Annotated in this window: 18 protein-coding genes and 1 tRNA gene; 9 read left to right on the top strand and 10 right to left on the bottom strand. The window is 71.0% G+C overall.

Annotated elements, in window-relative coordinates; translation table 11 throughout:
- Genes ADK66_RS02445 through ADK66_RS02425 form a run of 5 tightly spaced genes read right to left on the bottom strand, consistent with a single transcriptional unit; the run spans nucleotide 1 to nucleotide 4,055 of the window.
- Complete coding sequence (locus ADK66_RS02445) at nucleotides 1–1,362, bottom strand: ATP-binding protein (RefSeq protein WP_053652137.1); 1,362 nt, start codon at nucleotides 1,360–1,362, stop codon at nucleotides 1–3.
- Nucleotides 1,359–2,372, bottom strand: a complete 1,014-nt coding sequence (locus ADK66_RS02440) for a SpoIIE family protein phosphatase (RefSeq protein ID WP_082377158.1) — start codon at nucleotides 2,370–2,372, stop codon at nucleotides 1,359–1,361. Before ADK66_RS02440 ends, ADK66_RS02445 begins: the two co-directional genes overlap by 4 nt.
- The gene (locus ADK66_RS02435) at nucleotides 2,369–2,788 is read right to left on the bottom strand and encodes an anti-sigma regulatory factor (RefSeq protein ID WP_053652133.1); all 420 of its coding nucleotides are present in this window, start codon (nucleotides 2,786–2,788) and stop codon (nucleotides 2,369–2,371) included. The genes ADK66_RS02440 and ADK66_RS02435 overlap by 4 nt, the downstream gene beginning before the upstream one ends.
- Complete coding sequence (locus tag ADK66_RS02430; protein ID WP_053652131.1) at nucleotides 2,785–3,195, bottom strand: STAS domain-containing protein; 411 nt, start codon at nucleotides 3,193–3,195, stop codon at nucleotides 2,785–2,787. The genes ADK66_RS02435 and ADK66_RS02430 overlap by 4 nt, the downstream gene beginning before the upstream one ends.
- Nucleotides 3,195–4,055: an STAS domain-containing protein gene (locus tag ADK66_RS02425; RefSeq protein WP_053652129.1), complete on the bottom strand. Its 861-nt coding sequence runs from the start codon at nucleotides 4,053–4,055 to the stop codon at nucleotides 3,195–3,197. Before ADK66_RS02425 ends, ADK66_RS02430 begins: the two co-directional genes overlap by 1 nt.
- A 166-nt stretch (nucleotides 4,056–4,221) precedes the next feature.
- Here ADK66_RS02425 and ADK66_RS02420 point away from each other — a divergent pair, with 166 nt between their 5' ends.
- On the top strand, nucleotides 4,222–4,578 hold the full coding sequence (locus ADK66_RS02420) for an STAS domain-containing protein (protein ID WP_053652127.1): 357 nt from the start codon (nucleotides 4,222–4,224) through the stop codon (nucleotides 4,576–4,578).
- Nucleotides 4,579–4,591: 13 nt separating this feature from the next.
- On the opposite strand, the gene ADK66_RS02415 is transcribed toward ADK66_RS02420, so the two are convergent.
- Nucleotides 4,592–5,866 carry an MFS transporter gene (locus tag ADK66_RS02415; protein WP_053652125.1) on the bottom strand — a complete coding sequence of 425 codons (1,275 nt, stop codon included), beginning with the start codon at nucleotides 5,864–5,866 and terminating at the stop codon, nucleotides 4,592–4,594.
- A 50-nt stretch (nucleotides 5,867–5,916) separates the two neighbouring features.
- On the opposite strand from ADK66_RS02415, the gene ADK66_RS02410 reads away from it, so the two are divergent.
- From ADK66_RS02410 to ADK66_RS02395, 4 genes are all read left to right on the top strand, one after another.
- Nucleotides 5,917–6,609 carry a FadR/GntR family transcriptional regulator gene (locus tag ADK66_RS02410; protein ID WP_053652123.1) on the top strand — a complete coding sequence of 231 codons (693 nt, stop codon included), beginning with the start codon at nucleotides 5,917–5,919 and terminating at the stop codon, nucleotides 6,607–6,609.
- 39 nt (nucleotides 6,610–6,648) lie between these two features.
- On the top strand, nucleotides 6,649–7,122 hold the full coding sequence (mscL, locus tag ADK66_RS02405; RefSeq protein ID WP_053652121.1) for a large conductance mechanosensitive channel protein MscL: 474 nt from the start codon (nucleotides 6,649–6,651) through the stop codon (nucleotides 7,120–7,122).
- A gap of 81 nt (nucleotides 7,123–7,203) precedes the next feature.
- Nucleotides 7,204–7,455 carry a hypothetical protein gene (locus ADK66_RS02400; protein WP_053652119.1) on the top strand — a complete coding sequence of 84 codons (252 nt, stop codon included), beginning with the start codon at nucleotides 7,204–7,206 and terminating at the stop codon, nucleotides 7,453–7,455.
- A 286-nt stretch (nucleotides 7,456–7,741) separates the two neighbouring features.
- Complete coding sequence (locus ADK66_RS02395; RefSeq protein ID WP_053652117.1) at nucleotides 7,742–8,113, top strand: hypothetical protein; 372 nt, start codon at nucleotides 7,742–7,744, stop codon at nucleotides 8,111–8,113.
- A 28-nt stretch (nucleotides 8,114–8,141) separates the two neighbouring features.
- Here ADK66_RS02395 and ADK66_RS02390 read toward each other — a convergent pair whose 3' ends face one another.
- Complete coding sequence (locus ADK66_RS02390; protein WP_053652114.1) at nucleotides 8,142–9,197, bottom strand: AAA family ATPase; 1,056 nt, start codon at nucleotides 9,195–9,197, stop codon at nucleotides 8,142–8,144.
- Between the two features lie 63 nt (nucleotides 9,198–9,260).
- Here ADK66_RS02390 and ADK66_RS02385 point away from each other — a divergent pair, with 63 nt between their 5' ends.
- From ADK66_RS02385 to ADK66_RS02375, 3 genes are all read left to right on the top strand, one after another.
- A complete protein-coding gene (locus ADK66_RS02385; protein WP_053652112.1) occupies nucleotides 9,261–9,980 on the top strand; it encodes a PP2C family serine/threonine-protein phosphatase in 720 nt (239 codons plus the stop codon).
- 51 nt (nucleotides 9,981–10,031) lie between these two features.
- A complete protein-coding gene (eis, locus tag ADK66_RS02380) occupies nucleotides 10,032–11,222 on the top strand; it encodes an enhanced intracellular survival protein Eis (protein ID WP_053652110.1) in 1,191 nt (396 codons plus the stop codon).
- 62 nt (nucleotides 11,223–11,284) lie between these two features.
- Nucleotides 11,285–12,469 (top strand): hypothetical protein, encoded by a 1,185-nt coding sequence (locus ADK66_RS02375; RefSeq protein ID WP_053652108.1) that lies wholly within the window; start codon nucleotides 11,285–11,287, stop codon nucleotides 12,467–12,469.
- Between the two features lie 181 nt (nucleotides 12,470–12,650).
- Here ADK66_RS02375 and ADK66_RS02370 read toward each other — a convergent pair whose 3' ends face one another.
- A complete protein-coding gene (locus tag ADK66_RS02370) occupies nucleotides 12,651–13,733 on the bottom strand; it encodes an NAD-dependent epimerase/dehydratase family protein (RefSeq protein WP_053652106.1) in 1,083 nt (360 codons plus the stop codon).
- Nucleotides 13,734–13,774: 41 nt separating this feature from the next.
- Nucleotides 13,775–14,077: a hypothetical protein gene (locus tag ADK66_RS02365; RefSeq protein WP_053652104.1), complete on the bottom strand. Its 303-nt coding sequence runs from the start codon at nucleotides 14,075–14,077 to the stop codon at nucleotides 13,775–13,777.
- A gap of 213 nt (nucleotides 14,078–14,290) precedes the next feature.
- On the opposite strand from ADK66_RS02365, the gene ADK66_RS02360 reads away from it, so the two are divergent.
- Nucleotides 14,291–14,362: transfer RNA gene (locus ADK66_RS02360), tRNA-Lys, on the top strand.
- A 432-nt stretch (nucleotides 14,363–14,794) separates the two neighbouring features.
- Here ADK66_RS02360 and ADK66_RS02355 read toward each other — a convergent pair.
- Nucleotides 14,795–15,364, bottom strand: coding sequence for an AAA family ATPase (locus ADK66_RS02355; RefSeq protein ID WP_053652103.1), 570 nt, complete (start codon nucleotides 15,362–15,364; stop codon nucleotides 14,795–14,797).
- Nucleotides 15,365–15,488: the final 124 nt, after the last annotated feature.

Genomic DNA, 15,488 nt, shown 5'->3' with positions numbered 1-15,488 from the left:
TCACGCTCCGCCGGAGGGGAGGGAAACCGTGAAAGTGCTGCCCCGACCGGGCTCACTGCTCAGCTCAAGCGTCCCCCCGAGCAGGGTCACCAACCGCCGGGCGTACGGCAGGCCGAGGCCGGTGCCACCGACCCGGGTTGCGCCCGGCACCTGATAGAACTCCTCGAAGATCCGCTCGTGCAGCTCGGGGGCGATTCCCGGGCCGGTGTCGCTGACCTCGAAGACCCACCGGTCGTCACGGCGCCGGGCGCGCAGCCGCACCTCGCCGCGCTCGGTGAACTTCAGCCCGTTGTGCAGCAGGTTACGCAGCACCTGGCCGAGCAGCACCTCGTCGGTACGCAGGACGGCCGGCGCGATCGGCTCCTCCACCACCAACTCCACCTCCGGCCTGGTGGCCAGCGCGCGCAGCGTACCGCGCAGTTGGCCGAAGACGGGGCGCAGATCCACGTCCGCCCAGTCCGGTTGGATCCGGCCGGACTCCGCCTTTGCCAGATCCAGCAGTTCGTTCACCAGGCCGAGCAGGTCGGACGCCGAGGAACGGATCAGACCGACCTGGCGTGCCTGTTCGGCGGTGAGCGGGTCGGAGGCGGAGTCGGAGAGCAACCGCCCCAACCCGATGATCGCGGTTACGGGAGCGCGCAGCTCGTGGCTCACGTTCGCCAGGAACCGGCTCTTGGACTCGCTCGCCCCGCGCAACTGGGCCGACTTCTCGTCCAGCTCCGCGTATAGGGCGACGACACCCCGGTTGGTCTCCTCCAACTCCTCGGTGAGCTGGTTGTAGAGCGCCAGCACGCCACGGTTGGTTTCGGCCAACTCCTCGTTCAGCACTGCCAACTCGTCGCGTTGGCTGCGCACCTCGTCGAGAGCCGCGATCAGCTGCCCGTTCTGCACCGTCAACTCGTCCAACGCGCTGGACGGAGCGCTCAAACCGAGCTCGGCACGGAACTCGGCGAGGCGCTCCGGAGTCGGCGTCGGCGCGTTGGCCGGGACTCGTCGGGACATCCTCACGACCGTAACGCCTTCGACGGTCGCCGCGCTCAGTCTGTCGACCAGGCGGGACACCGCGCCGGACTGCGGCTCGTACCGACCGCCAGGCAGAGGGGTCACCGGGGCGAGGTCGGCACCCAGGTGGAACCTGCCGTCGGGGCCGGCGTCGATGTGGAAGGACACGTCCGCGCCACCGCAGGCTCGCAGCAGGTCCCTGGCGACCTCGCTGAGCGCGGTGGCGATGCGGACCTGGTCCTGGTGTTCCAGGCCCACCACGGCGGCCACCTCGCGACCCCGCTGACGGATCACGAAGATGTCATGCTCTACCCGTAGCGTCATCTGCAGCAACGGCAGCGCGCCCGGCTCGCCACTCATGTCCAGGACCTCGCGGCCAGTACGCAGGCGTCGTCGCGGCGTGTGCCCGCGTCGCGCAGCAGTGTCGCCGCCACCACGAGCGGGGAATGGCCGGCGATGTCCGGGTAGTCGGTCAACCGCCAGCGGTCGACCACGCCGTCACTGTGCATCACCAGCAGCGCGCCGGGACCGAACGGATAGTCGTACCCCCGGACGGTCGGCCGTTGGTGCCCGGCGATGCCGGGCAGCGATACCAGCCCACGACGTTGACCGCCGCCCTCGACAACCATTCCGGCGATGTTGCCCAGGCCGGCGTAGTGCAGCACGCCCTCCTCGGGCACCAGCTCCGCCACCGCCAGGGCGGCACCCCTGGTGTACGACATGGACCGGTGCAGGTGGCTGACCACAGCCGCGGGTGGGCTGGCCGGCGCGTCACGGAACGCGGCAAGCGCCGCCTCGGTCGCGGCGGCAGCCAGCGGGCCGTGCCCGAGGCCATCGCTTACCAGCACCTGATGCCGCCCTTCGACGACCCGGACGGCGTACCCGTCGCCGCTTACCGTCTCGCCGGTCAGTGGCCGGGTGAGAGCGCCGGCCCAGGACGGCCGGGGAGGTGCCGCCGGCCAGACCTGCACAGCGAGTACGGTGCCCCGCCCCGGGAGCGAGTACCCGTCGAACGAGCTGGCCTGGCGGACGATGGCGCCGAGGCCGATGCCGAGCGTGCCCGTGGTGGAGTGCCCGTCCTGGGACGAGACGGTCAGGTCGGCCATGCCGGGGCCGGAGTCGATGGCCACCAGCTCCACGCCGGCCTCTCCGCCGCGGCGGACGGGCCGGAGCAGCAGGACGCCCTCGTCGGCGTGCTTGACGAGGTTGCTGGTCAGCTCGGCCGCGACGATGGCCAGGTCGGCGATGCGCGCCGGAGCCATCTCCAGCTGCGCGCCGAGGCGTTCGGCGGCGCGTCGTACGGCGCTGGCGGTGCTGCTGGCCTCCACCCGGAACCAGAGGCCACTGTCAGTGATCGGGTCCCCGTTCACCGGGACCACTTGGTGACCGTGATGCGCGTGCCGGTTTCCTGCGACGTCTCGATCTCGAAATCGTCAACCAGCCGGCGAGACCCGCTGAGCCCGAGGCCGAGGCCGCCGCCGGTGGTGTAGCCGTCGGTCAGGGCCAGGTCGAGGTCGGCGATGCCGGGCCCGGAGTCGGCGAAGACGATCCGTACGCCCTTACGTCGGCCGTTGTCCACGATGGTCACCTCGACGGAGCCACCACCGCCGTACACGAGGGTGTTGCGGGCCAGTTCGCTCGCCGCCGTGACCACCTTGGTCTGGTCGACCAGGGACAGCTTGACAGCCACCGCGACGGCACGCACCAGCTGCCGGACGCGGACCACGTCCTCGTCGCTGCGGATCGACTGCGCCTGCGGCGGGCCCACGTCGACGCCAACGGTCATGGCCTGGCCGTCTCGGCGTCCGCGTCGTCGTCGTACTGGTCGTCTGACTCGTCGCCGCGAGCCGCCGCGACCAGCTCCATGCCCCGCTCGACGTTCAGGGCGGTACGGATGCCGTTGAGCGACAACCCCAGCTCGACCAGTGTGATGGCGACGGCCGGACGCATCCCGACCACCACCGTCTCCGCGTCGAGCACCTTGGAGATCGACGCGATTGTGGAGAGCATCCGCCCGACGAACGAGTCGACGATGTCCAGCGCGGTGATGTCGATGATGACGCCGTGGCAGCCGGTGGCCACGATCCGCTCGGCAAGATCCTCCTGGAGCTGGACCGCCGTCTGGTCGGACATGTCGAGCTGGATGGAGACGAGCAGGATGTCGCCGATCTTGAGGATCGGCACGCGCTCCATCAGGCGTCCCGGCGTGACTGGCGACGCGCGGTTTCCACCCCGTTGAGCCGCAGCACGTGGCGCAGCGCGTCGGCGAGGCTCGCCTTGGTGGCGATGTCGCCGAACTCGATGCCGAGGGCGACGATGGTCTGCGCGATCTGCGGGCGGATGCCGGAGATGATGCAGTCGGCGCCCATCAGCCGGGCGGCCACCACTGTCTTCAGGATGTGCTGGGCGACCTGGGTGTCGACCGCCGGCACGCCCGTGATGTCGATGATCGCGTACGGGGAGCCCGTGTCGACAAGGGTCTGGAGCAGGCGCTCCATCACCACCTGGGCCCGGGCGGAGTCCAGGGTGCCGACCAGCGGGACGGCGACCACGCCCTCCCAGAGCTTGACCACCGGCGTGGAGAGTTCGAGCAGCTGCTCGGCCTGGTCGGCGATCAGGCTCTCCCGGGTACGGACGAAGCTCTCGAAGGTGAACAGGCCCATCTCGTCGACAAGACCGGAGAAGGCCACGTAGTCGCGCAGTTTGTCGTCGCCGCCGACCTCCTCGACGAGGGGGACCAGCACCTCCTTGAGCGCGAAGATGCTGATCGCGGTCTCGGTGGCGGAGAACCCCTGCCGGGCCCTGCCCCGGGACAGCTCGGAGAGCGCTGCGCGCAGCTCGGCAGCACTGTCGGCGGACAGGTCGATGGCACCTTGTCGACCGGTGGTGACGATGGCGTGGTGCAGGTCCTGCACCTGCCGGCGCAGCTCGGCCTGGCTCAGCCGGCCGCGCAGCGAACCGGCGATGATCTCGGTCCATCGCTGCGTGACCCGCTCGGCGTGGCCGCCGAGCAGCGCGGCGAGTCGACCACTTTCCTCGGCGTTCAACGCCATTGCGAAAACCCCCCTCGACCTGGACCGGCCGGACTCTATCACCGGGGGCCGTAGAGCTAGTTGCTCCGTAGCAACGGAATGACGACGGCCACCGGATCTTGCCGCCCGATCTGCGTACGACACTCGTCGTGGGATACCGTTCCCCCGATAACAGGAGGTCTGGCTTATGTCCTTGACGGTGCACACGGAACAACGCGGCGACGTGGTCGTCGTGTCGGTCGCGGGCGAACTGGACATGGCAACAGCACCGCAGTTGCAGGACCAGATCACCGACCTGCTCGACAAGGGCCGTAGCCGGTTGGTGTTCGACCTGGCCGAGGTCTCGTTCTGCGACTCGACAGGTCTGTCGGTCTTCGTGCGGGCCAAGAACAGCTGCGACGAAGCCGGCGGCGTGGTGCGCCTGGCTGCCCCTCAGCGGGGCGTGCTGCGCATCCTCGAGGTGAGCGGGCTGGTCGAGGTGCTGCACACGTACCCGACGGTGGACGAGGCAGTAGCCGGCGAACCGACACCGGCCTCCTCCTGACCGCTGCGGCTGATCACTCGTCCTCGACGTAGCGGGGACGAGCGATCGCCATGCCCGCTGTCGTCTGCACTGCGAGCGCGGCCAGCAGGAACCCGAGCGGCGCCGTCCAGCCTCCGGTGACCTCGTAGAGGATGCCGACCATCAGCGGGCCGAGGGCGGCGATCACATACCCGGTGCTCTGCGCGAACGCGGACAGCGCCACGGTCCCCTCGGCGGTGCGGGAGCGCAGGCCGATGGCGGTCAGGATCATCGGGAACGCCCCCTGGCCGATCGCCAGCAGAGCCACCCAGAGCAGCGCGGCGCTGTGCGGGGCGATCGCCAACCCCAGGTAGGCCAGTGCGGACGCGGCGGTCAGCCCGAGCACCAGCGGACGCAGGGTGGCCAGTCGGCCGGCCACGGTGGGCATGAGCAGCGCGATCGGCACGCCGAGCGCGGTCACCCCGGCGAGCAGCAGCCCCGCCGATTCCGGCTGGTAGCCGGCGTCCCGGAAGAGCTGGGCCAGCCAGCCCATGATCGCGTACCCGCTGAGTGACTGCGCCCCGAAGTAGATGGCCATCGCCCAGCCCAGCCGGGTCCGTTCCGGCCTGATCCGGGCCGACGCGGCGGGGCGCGGTGTCGGGGTCGCCCGCCGCGCGGCCGCCCGGGTCCTCAGCGCCAGCGGCACCCACGGGAGTACGGCCAGCGCGGCGAGCGCGGCCCAGATGCCCAGACCGGCCCGCCACGACCCGAAGGCGTGCGCGATCGGCACCGCGGTCGCCGCGGCCACCGTCGTGCCCACTGTCAAAGCCATCGTGTACGCCCCGGTGACCAGGCCGGTGCGGTGCGGGAAGTGCTGCTTGACGAGCATCGGCAGCAGGATGTTCGCCACCGCGATGCCGGCCAGCGCCAGTGCGCTGGTGAGGACGAAGACCCAGGTCGAGTCGGTGAGGACCCGCAGCACCTGACCGAGGGCCAGGGCGAACATGGCGACCACCAGCACCCGGGCCGGCGCCACCTTGCGGACCAGCCACGGGGTGAGCGCGCCGAGGCCGGCGAAGGCGATTGTCGGCAGGGTGGTGACGAGGCCTGCGGTGACCCCGGACAGCCCCAGCCCGTCGCGGATCTCGTCGAGCAGCGCGCCGAGGCTGGTGACGGCGGCGCGCAGGTTGAGCGCCACCAACAGCATCCCGACGAGTACGAGCGCGCCTCCGGTCGCCGGTGGGACCCGACGGCCCGCGCGGGTGTCACCCGCATTGGGGAGGGCGACGGGAGCGGGCGCCGCCGGAGCGGCGGTAGGTGGCGGGGTCATGACCTCTAACCTACAATCATGGGATGAATTCGGGACCGGTGATGTAACCAGTGCCACCCTCAGTTGATTCCCCCGCAGCGCCGCTGGTGCCGCCGCGCGGGCACCGGGTCCGTCAGACCATCGAGCAGCTCAGGTCGCGGATCCTGGGCGGCGAGTGGCCGGTCGGCGGGCGCATCCCCACCGAGCCACAGTTGGTCGCCGCGCTGGGTGTCGGGCGCAACACCGTCCGCGAGGCCGTCCGCGCGCTTCAGCACGCGGGCGTGCTGGAGTGCCGGCAGGGCTCCGGCACGTACGTGGTGTCCACCGACGAACTGGCGCCGGTGGTGGCCCGCCGACTCGGCGACGACCGGATGACCGAGGTCGTCGAGGTACGGCGCGCCTTCGAGGTGGAAGCGGCCCGGCTCGCCGCGCTGAGGCGTACCCCGGAGGACCTGGCGGCGCTCGACGGCGCGCTCGCCGAACGTGAGGCGGCCTGGCGCGGCGGCCAGGTCGACGCGTTCGTCGAGGCCGACGCGGCCCTGCACACGGTGGTGGTCGCCGCCGCGCACAACGCCATGCTCGCCGAGCTGTACGCCTCGGTCGGCACCGCCCTGCGCAGCACCGTCGCCCAGGCGATGGGTGACGCGCTCACCCCTGAGCGCTACGTCGACCACACCCGGCTGGTCGAGGCGATCCGGGCCGGCGACCCGGCGTTGGCAGCCATCGAAGCCGGCGCTTTTCTGGAGCCCGTGGCGGGGGCATAGGTTGTCCCCGACGGAAACCGGGCCACCTCAGGAGTACGGATGTTCAAGGGCTTCAAAGACTTCATCATGCGCGGCAACGTCGTCGACCTGGCGGTCGGTGTCGTCATCGGTGCCGCGTTCACGACGGTGGTCACGTCGCTGACCAACGCGTTCCTCAAGCCGCTTATCGCGCTGATCGTGTTGTTGATCACCGGTAAGGACAACGGCCTCGCGGGCGCGGCCTGGACGGTCCGCGGCGTCGAGTTCGACTGGATCAGCTTCGTCAACGCGGTGATCACCTTCCTGCTCACCGCGGCGGCGCTCTACTTCCTCGTGGTGTTCCCGATGAACAAGCTCGCCGAGCGGCGCAAGCGCGGCGAGGAGCCGCCGCCCTCCGCGCCGAGCGAGGAGGTCAAGCTGCTCACCGAGATCCGGGACGCCCTGGTCTCCGCCGGGCACGCCACCCCGGGCCAGCAGCGCGGCGCACTTGACGACGTGCTGGGTCGCCGCACCGAGCCGCCGGCGCCGCGCTGATCCGGCTGGATGCATATCGGCCCCTGCGGGATTCCCGCAGGGGCCGCACTTTCTCGTACGTGTGTTCGATAGAGTCCCGCCATGGAGCAGCGAAAGCACTGGTGGAACGGGAAATGGGGGCGGCTGGCCCGACGGGACGTCTTCCTGCGGGTGGACGCCGACCGGTGGCACGTCGAGCAGCGGGCCGGCGGCGCCGAGGGCATCTCCAGGTTCTACGAGTACGGCAGTGCGGACGAGGCCGAGGAGACCATCCGGGCGCTGCTCGACGGCTCGGACGCCTGGCGTGAGCTGTCCCCGCGTCCACCCGGCGGTTGGACCCTCCCGAACAGCTGAGCGGGCGAGGCGGCGGGGCGGCGGCCCATCGCGGCCCCGGCGGCCCATCGCGGCCCGGCGTCCCATCGCGGCCCGGCGGCCCATCGCGGCCCCGGCGGCGTCCGCCGCTCCGGACGCGGGAGGCGGTAGCGCTTTCGACGGTGATGACTCTGAGGCATATTGATACCTCAGAGTCATCACGCTCTCCGGGCCGATCGCCCCGTCGGCGGTCGCTGCCCGGCTGACAGCGGGTCGAGCGGGTCGGCGACGGCGTTTAGCGACGCGCCACCCCGGGAACCGCTGAAAAATGGACCAGCAGGACGCGCAGCAGGCGACCATCTCGCGGATCACCACCGGGATGCCGGTGATCGACGTCGCCGGCACCGAGATCGGGACCGTGGACCTCGTCCAGCGGGGTGACCCGAACGCGGTGACCGTGCAGTCGCCGACGGCCGACCCGGGCAGCAGCCTGGACGAGCTGATCGAGGCGACCGCAGTGGAGGAGCCGGACGTACCGGCCGATCTGGCGGCGCGACTGCTGCACACCGGCTACCTGAAGGTCTCCACGGAGTCGGCCGGCATCGGAGCCGTGTACGTCCCCGCCGACCGGATCGCCGCCGTCGCGGACGGCCGGGTGAGCCTCACGGTCGACGTGACCGACCTGCCACCCGAGGAGTAACCCGAGCCCAGCGCTGTCCGCGGCTGGCTTAGCCGTCCACCGGAGCCGCAACCGACAGCCGCTGCCGAACGGCCCAGAGCGCCACCTCGGTACGCGACGCCGAGCCCGTCTTGCGCAGCAGGTTCGACACGTGCACGGTGACCGTACGCACCGAGATGCCGAGCGCCTTCGCGACCTGCTTGTTGGACATGCCAGCGACGAGGCAGCCCAGCACCTCGATCTCCCGGGCGGTCAGCTCCACGTCCAGCGGCGCGTCGACCGGGTCGGCTTCCGCCACCCGGCCGACGGCTGCTGTCGGCTGGCGCGGGCCGGGCAACCGTCGCAGCAGCGCGTCCGGCCCCTCTCCCACGTGCGCGGCCAGCAGTTCGGTCAAGGCGTACGGGTTGCCGCCTGTGCACCGCCAGACCGAGGCGACCACTCGGCCGGAAGGAAGGCTGCCGGCGTACACCTGGGTCAGGATTTCGGCGACCTCGGCCGGACGCAGCGGGCCGAGGTGCTGGCGGACGGCGCCCCGGACGCCTGTGAGCCGGGCCAGCGCGCGGCGGGTGAGCTCCGGTGCCACCGCGTCGGCCGGCGGCCGGCTCGCCACCACGAGCAGGGCGGGCAGGTTGGCAACGGTGGCCAACTCACCGACCAGGTTGACGCTGGCGGGGTCGAGCGCGTGCAGATCGTCCACGACCAGTACGGCCGGACCGGCGCCGACGAGCAACTGGACGGTCCGCACGGCGAGGCGGAGCAGGGTGCCTGGCGCGTACCGCTCGCGGGGTGCTGTGGGCTGCTGGGCCAACCAGGCCAGCGCGTCCGGCGGTAGGCCGAGCCGGCTGGTGTCCCGACCGGTGAGTACCGCGGCCAGCCAGTCGTACGGCGCGGGGCCGTGCACCCGGGCGGCGCCGGAGAGGATCAGCGCGGGACGCGGCGTGAAGGCGTCCACGGCGGCTGCGACCAGCAGACTCTTGCCCACTCCGGCCGCGCCGGTGAGCACCGCGACGCTCGGCGCCGGCCGGCGCGGCGACACCACCGCGGACCATGCCCGGTCGAGCTCGGCGAGCTCGCCGGCGCGTCCAACCATGGACACCGGCATCATTTCTTCACCCTACGCAGTAGTGCGTAGAGACGAAGGCGGGGTGTTCTTGGCAAGCTTGTCCCCATGACGCTGATCCTCCGCTCGGTCATCCTCAACGACATCGGTCTGGTTCGCACCAACAACGAGGACTCCGCCCTCGCCGGTGACCGCCTGATCGCCGTCGCCGACGGCATGGGCGGGCTGCCCGCGGGTGAGGTGGCGAGCGAGATCGTGATCCGGATTCTGGACGAGCTGGCACCGCCCACCGACCCCGACGGGGCCGCCGACGCCCTGCGTGCCGTGGTCAGCACCGCCAACCAGCGCATCCACGCCGCCATCACCGTCGACCCGGCCCGCGAGGGGATGGGCACCACGCTCACGGCGGCACTGCTGGCCGGCGAGACGCTCGTGCTGGCCCAGGTCGGTGACTCCCGCTGCTATCTGCTGCGCGACGGGGAGCTGACCCAGCTCACCCGCGACGACACGTTCGTGCAGGCACTTGTCGACCAGGGCACGCTCTCCCCCGATCAGGCCCGGCACCACCCGCAGCGGTCCCTGGTGACCCGGGCCGTGCAGGGTGCCGACACCCCACCGGCGGTCGGTGTGCTCACAGTCGTTCCCGGCGACCGGCTGCTGCTGTGCAGCGACGGGCTCTCCGACTACGTCGAGGACGAGGCGATCGCTGCGACGCTGGGCATGTACGCCGACCGTCAGCAGTGCGGTGAGCAGTTGGTGAAGCTCGCCCACCACGCCGGCGCCCCGGACAACGTCACGGTAGTGGTCTCCGACGTCACGACCCGCTGACCTGGGCGCAATCCGGTTGCGGCGGATGCCGGCACCGGTTGGGATGGGCGGATGACCATCCGACGGGTGACGGCCGACGAGCGTCTCACAACCAGCTTCCCGCTGGCCGCGTACGCCTTCGAGTCGTCGCCGCTCGGTGCCGCCCGGGTCGAGGAGTTCCGCGACTACCTGCCCTACCACCAGGGCAACACGACGCTGGCCGTCGAGGAGAACGGCGAGACGCTGGCTGCCGCCTCAGCCATCCCGATGCGGCAGAACCTGCGCGGGTCGGTGCTGTCGATGGCCGGCGTCGCCGGTGTGGCCACCCATCCGCTGGCCCGCCGGCAGGGGCACGTCCGAGGACTGTTGCACCAACTCCTCGACGAGATGCGCGACGAGGGGCACCAGCTCACAGCGCTCTACCCGTTCCGGCCCAGCTTCTATGCCCGGTTCGGCTACATCGGGCTGCCCAAGCCGCGCACAGTCGCGTTCACGCCGGCCGATCTGGGGTCGCTGGTCCGCGCCGAGCTGCCCGGCGAGGTGGGCTGGGAGCGGATCCGCGCCGGCTATCCCGCGTGGCGCGCGTTCACCGAACGCTGCCTGGCGGAACGCCACGGCTTCTCGATCTTCCCGGACTATCGGGACGTCGGCCTGCGCGACCGCGACGAGCACTGGCTGCTCACGGCCCGGGTGGACGGCGAGGTCACCGGCGTGCTCACGTACCGGATCGACGGCCACGGCGGCACGCTCATCGGCAACGAGCTGCTGGTCGCCGACCCGCTCGCCCGGACGCTGCTGTTGCAGTTCTTCGCCCGGCACGTCGACCAGGTCGACCGAGTCACCGTCCAGGTCCCGCCGGACGAGTTGCCGGAGCTGTGGCGCACCGACCTGGACGTACACGTCGAGGTGCGGGCGGGCCGGCCGGGTTCGTCCGCGCCGATGGCCCGGCTGCTGTCGCTGGACGCGCTGAGCGGGCTGTCCGCAGGCCCGGGCCGGGTCCGGGTCGAGCTGACCGGGGACCGGTGGCTGGCCGGCAGCCACCTGCTTGACGGTACGACCGGCGCGCTGGAGCTGCTGCCCGACGACAGCGCCCGGCTGCCGACGGCAACGCTCACCGCCGCCGGGCTCTCCGCCCTGGCGTACGGGGTGCTGGACCCCGCCGAGCTTCCGTTGCGCGGGCTCGGCGACGTACCTGTGGACGCCGCAGCCGAGCTGCGCGGGATCTTCCCCCGCGCGGTGCCGTACCTGTTCGCCGACTTTTAGCAGTTGGTTAAACCGGCCCGGCGGATTCGCTCCGGCGTCGTCGCGGCTCCTAGCATCACTGGGTGCGCCTGTCGTCGCTTGCCGCCCTGCTCGTCCTCGGTGTCGCCGCCGCGACCCTGCCCGCCTGCGCGTCCAACACGCCAGCGCCGGCCGCGTCACCGTCCGACATGCCGGAGGGCATGGTGACCGGCGACCAGGGCGTCGCACCGACGGGCCGTGACGGTCTCGGCGGCCCGGGGGCCAGCGCGAGCCCGAGGCCTGCGGCGAAGCCGCTCGCCGCTGGCAACCCGAACGGCAAGGCCGTCGTGCCTGCGGAGGCACGCGCGGTGGACACCTCGAAGCCGACCCGGACCATCGGCACCGGCACCCCGGCGAGTTGCACCTCCGCGGCGGTGGTGAAGGCTGTCGCGGCCGGCGGCGTCATCGCGTTCGACTGTGGACCGGCACCCGCGACGATCAAGATGGCCGCCACCGCGAAGGTCCGCAACGCCAACGGGCCGAAGGTCGTCCTGGACGGCGGCGGCAAGGTCACCCTCAGCGGCCAGGGGAAGCGGCGCATCCTCTACATGAACACCTGCGACGAGGCACAGGGCTGGACCACCTCGCACTGCCAGAACCAGGATCACCCGCAGCTCACAGTGCAGAACCTGACCTTGGCCGACGGCAACTCCACAGGCGACAGGGCCGAGGGCGGCGGCGGTGGAGCCATCTTCGTACGCGGCGGGCGGCTGAAGGTCGTCAACTCGCGGTTCGTCGACAACCGCTGCGACCGTACCGGCCCCGACCTGGGCGGCGCGGCCATCCGGGTGCTCAGCCAGTACGACAACAAACCGGTGTACGTGGTGGGCAGCACCTTCAACGGCGGCTCCTGCTCGAACGGAGGGGCGCTGAGCAGCATCGGCGTGTCGTGGGTGGTGCTCAACAGCGTGCTGAGCCGCAACGAGGCCATCGGCAACGGCGCCAACCCGGCCAAGTCCGGTACGCCCGGCGGCGGCAGCGGCGGCGCGATCTACTGCGACGGCAACGAGTTCACCGTACGGATCGCCGGCACGATCATCGAGAACAACAAGGCCAACGAGGGTGGCGGCGCGGTCTTCTTCGTCAGCAACAACCGCACCGGCACGATGAAGATCGAAAACTCCACCCTGCGCCGCAACCCGAGCGGCAAGTTCGAAACTCGCGGCTATCCGGGCATCTTCTTCCTGGGCGCCCGCAACCCCACAGTGACAGGCTCGAAGCTCGCCTGACCGTGGCTGAGGCTGGCCGCGCGCCGGGCGGCGATGCTGGTCGTGCGGCGGGCTGGCGGGCGTGGTGAGGCTGTTCGTGCGGCAGGGCTGTTCGTGCGGCAGGGCTGTTCGTGCGGCAGGGCTGTTCGTGCGGCAGGGCTGTTCGTGCGGCGAAAGCTGGCCTTGGCGGCGGGCTGGTCGATCAGTAGGGGTTGCCTTCGCCTGCCGTGCGGGCACGCAGCAGGCCTGCGGGGCGGCCCGGCAGGTCGTGCGCTCCGGACAGCGGCGGGCTGCCGGTGTGGTCGCCACCGGCCATCCCCATGAGCAGTTCCTTCAGCGCGGTGAGCGCATCGATCTTGGGCTGCCAGCCCAGCTCGGTCTCCGCGCGCTCGCTGGACATCAGCGGCGCGTTCAGGCCCAGCTCCACCCAGCCCGCGTCGACCGGTTGCAGCCGCGCCCGCCAGGTCAGCGCCGCCGCCGCCCGCAGCACCGGCGCCGCCACCGGCACCGTCCAGCCGTGGAAATGCCGGGCCACCAGCTCCGGAGTCAGCACCGGGTCCGCGGCGACATTGAAGGCGCCGCGCGCATCACCCAGAACCGCCCTGGCGTACGCATCAGCCACATCGTCGGCATGCACCGCCTGCATCCGCAGCCGCCGGTTGGCAGGTACCAACGGGATCCGGCCGAAGCGCAACAGCCGTACCGGCGCGAACGGGCCGAGGAAGTAGCGGGTGATCTCCGTACCGGCGTCCCTCTGGAAGATCAGACCCGGTCGTAGCCGGACCACCCGCAGCGCAGGATGCTCCCGCTCGATCCCGTCCAGCAGCGCCTCGACCTCCGCCTTGTGTTCGCTGTACGACGAGCCGGGCACCCCGGTCGCCGGCCAGCGCTCGCTGACCGGGTGGTCCTTGGGGCCGGGCGCGTAGGTGCCGACCGACGACGCGTACACCAGAGCCGGCACACCGGCCCGGACCAGCGCGTCGAAGACCGCCCGGCTGCCGTCGACGTTGGTCCGGCGCAGCACCCGCTGGTCGTGGCTGGGCTGGATCTGCCAGGCCAGGTGCACCACCGCGTCCGCACCGGCGAACACCTCGGTCAACTGCCCCACCGCACCCGGCGCGCCGATGTCGCAGGAGTGCCACTCCACCTGGTCGTACGGCGGGCCGGCGTCCGGACCGGGCAACCGCCGGGCCACCCCGACCAGCTCCACGCCCCGCTCCCGGCGCAGCCGACGCAGCACCGCCGTACCGACGTTGCCGCTCGCCCCCACCACCACGATCCGCATGTCCGACCCCGTACCCGTCCAGCAGCAGCTCAACCAGTCGATCAAGGCCGAGGGGAGTTCCGTACCCAGCCGTGCTTCTCCTTGCCACGCCGGCCAGCCGTGGCCGCCAGGCAGCGCGGGCAGATCCAGCCCACCGCGTCGGCCTCGGTGAGCACGTCGGTGCCCGAGTAGTCGAAGCGCACATGCGGGAAGCGACGCAGCCGGGTCCGACTCAGGGCCAGGCCGCAGACCGTCTGGTTCTGGCCGGGCAGCCAGGCGTGCACCTCACCGCCCGGCTGACGTACGCCGTCCGGCCCGATCTCCTCCCCGGACGCCGCCACCGCCGGGCTACCGCTCAAGCTCATGCGCGTCCCAGTTCCCCAGCCGCCCCCCGCCATGCACGATCAACTACTTGATCCACTCTGCATCCGACATCCCGGCCCCACCACGCCGGACACCGCCACATCGCCGGCCCGGTGACAATCAGGGTGCGGGTGAGTGCTGGAGAGCAACAAGCATCGACGGCCCACCGGAAGCCGAGAGCCGTCGGCGGGAACCGTCCGGTAACCTGAGCGCGCGGGCCGCTAGCTCAATGGCAGAGCTGTGGACTTTTAATCCATAGGTTCAGGGTTCGAGTCCCTGGCGGCCCACTCTGTAGCTCAGCGGCCCTTTGTAGGGCCGCTGCCCTTTGTCAGGACGGCTCTTACGGCAGTAGCGCCTTACCAATCCAGTGCGCGGCCGAGCCGCCTGAGGGTGTCGCGGGTGGCCGCCGAGGAGACCACCGTGTAGATCTCCATGGTGAGCGAACTGTGCGTGCCGAAGGATCTGCATCGCTACCCGAGTGTGGACGTCCAGGTCGGCCAGGAGCGAGGCCCAGATCCGCCGGGCGTCCCGGGCGGGCGATTCGCCGAATCCCGGCCGCGTTACAGCGGCGGTCCCAGAAGCGGTTGACGTTGCGTGGCTCGACCAGCCGGCAGTAGCGGGCGGTGAAGATGAGGTCGACGGCTGCTGGGCGGGACCGGCGGCATCCCGGGCAGCGGCAACCTGGACGCTCCGTGTGCCTCAACCAGGCGATGCGGTACTCAGAATGTAGATCGATCTCCGATTCCCAAGCTGAAGTTAGGCCCCTGAGCTTCCCCGGTAGCTCGTCGCACGACCTGCGTGGCGGCTTGGGCGGGAGTCAGGTGCGTGGTGTCGACGACCTCGGCCTCGGCATGCAGCCACGTGCGGGCCGCCTCGGCGTAGGGCTCGAGGTACTTGAGACGGAACGGTGACGGAACGGGGTGTTCTCCCTCGATACGTCGGCGAAGGGTGTCTTGATCAGCGTGGAGGACGAAGTGCCTTACCGGGATGGCGTGTCGGGCGAGGCCCGTATTGATTTCGCACCAGTACTGCTCGACCAAGACAGTCATGGGTATTACCAAAGTGCCGCCGGTGTAGTCGAGCACACGGCGGGCGGTCTCGACGACGAGTTGCCGCCACGGCGGCCAGTGCTGGAAGTTGTCCGTCTCGGGCAGCCCTGGCGTGATGTCCATCAGCGTCTCGCCGACCTTCTCGGCGTCGAACACCCGGGAGTCCGGGATCAGTTGCTGCACGAGCGAGCTGGTCGTCGTCTTGCCCGCGCCGTGGGTGCCGTTGAGCCATACGATCACGGGCCACATTAACGCGCGTGAGCAACCGGACGATTTGCACAGGACTCGTAAGCAAGCCTCAGGCAGCGAGGCAGCAAGGAGGCAGCGCGGGCGCCGGTGCTGGTCGGCCTCCCACCTCAGGAAT

It is taken from the genome of Micromonospora sp. NRRL B-16802 (genome assembly GCF_001279555.1).
GTDB lineage: Bacteria > Actinomycetota > Actinomycetes > Mycobacteriales > Micromonosporaceae > Micromonospora > Micromonospora profundi.
This window is presented reverse-complemented; position numbering and strand designations above follow the sequence as displayed.